1 protein-coding gene is annotated in these 1,311 nt (G+C 63.2%); it reads left to right on the top strand.

All coding sequences use genetic code 11. The features are described from left to right. Positions 1-408: 408 nt before the first annotated feature. The coding region (locus EN939_RS34470; protein ID WP_127271855.1) for a DUF1989 domain-containing protein at positions 409-1,311 on the top strand (903 nt) is incomplete at its 3' end.

Raw genomic sequence — 1,311 nt, 5'->3', positions numbered from 1 at the left:
GGCGCGAAAACTCCTCGTCATTCTCAATGCAAAAGCACGCGATGCGCGCATGGAGTTCGCCAATGCAACTTGACACCACAGATAGTCGCTCATTGCCCTGCCGGGCATTTCTCCCCGTAAACGGGGAGAAAGAAGCTGGACCGCAAAGCCGGCACTTTTTTGCACCGTTGGCGATTGGCGAAACCGATGAGGACAGCGTCCTTCGCCCCGTTCACGGGGAGAAGATGCCGGCAGGCAGATGAGGGGCAGCGCCGACGCTCCGAAGGCGAGGCGGAGTGGCGAGTTCAAGCCCGAGCGATTGCACCGACGGTCAAGCTCCGCCTTGCCAAACCCAACCAGGCTGCCTATTCTTACCGCTAAAATAATTTCACACACAGGCAAACTTGTTTCTCGAACCGCAAGGCTGAAATGAGCCAGTCGCCCTACCCCGCAATTGCTGCCGGACCGCCGCGGCCGAGCCTCATCCTGAGGCCCGGCCAGATCGCGCTGCCGCCGGGCATGGAGCGTTATACGATCCATGGCAATGGCGCGGTGCTCATCGATATCGAGGCCGGCGACACGATCACCGTGCGCAATGTCGAGGGCGGCCAGGCCTGCGAGTTGCTGGCTTGGGACAGGAGCGGCGCGACCGATCCCGGCATTTTTGGTGAAGCATCGAACAGCAACGCTGCCGGCATCAAGGCGCTGCTCATAGAGGGTGACGACAGTCTCGCCTCGCTGCGAGGCGGGCTCGCGCGCCGGCAGGTGCAGCTTGACCATGCCAAGGCCGTGCGGGTGTTCGGCGCCACTACGCCTGCCGGTACAGAACAAACATTCACGGTCACGCGTGACGGCTCGCTGATCATCGCCGCGCCCGGTGGACCGATGCTGGTCGATGGCCACGACACGGCGACGCCGCTGACTGCCATCGTTCGCCGCGCCACGATCCGCCCGGCGGCGAAATCGCTACTGGCCGATCCGCTGGCCGACCCGGTGCTCGATTTGCGTGTCCATTCGGCGACGGCGGAGGCCTATTTCGTCAAGGCCGGCGACTATCTCCAGATCATCGATGTCGACGGGCGCCAGTGCACCGATTTCCAGTGCTTTTCGGCGCGCAAGCTGGACAGGGGACTGGATCATCCGCTCGACGTGACGACGACGCGCACGCTGATGGGTGCAAGCTACCCGATGCCCGGCCTGCATTCCAAATACTACGACCAGGACATGGAGCCGCTGGTCGAGGTTATCCAGGACACATGCGGCCGGCACGACGCCTTCGCGCTCGCCTGCGCGGCCAAATATTACGACGACATCGGCTATCCCGGCCACACC

The sequence above is a fragment of the Mesorhizobium sp. M7A.F.Ca.CA.002.05.1.1 genome (genome assembly GCF_003998335.1).
Taxonomy (GTDB): domain Bacteria; phylum Pseudomonadota; class Alphaproteobacteria; order Rhizobiales; family Rhizobiaceae; genus Mesorhizobium.
The sequence above is the reverse complement of the archived record's forward strand: the minus strand, read 5'-3'. Positions and strand labels throughout refer to the sequence as shown.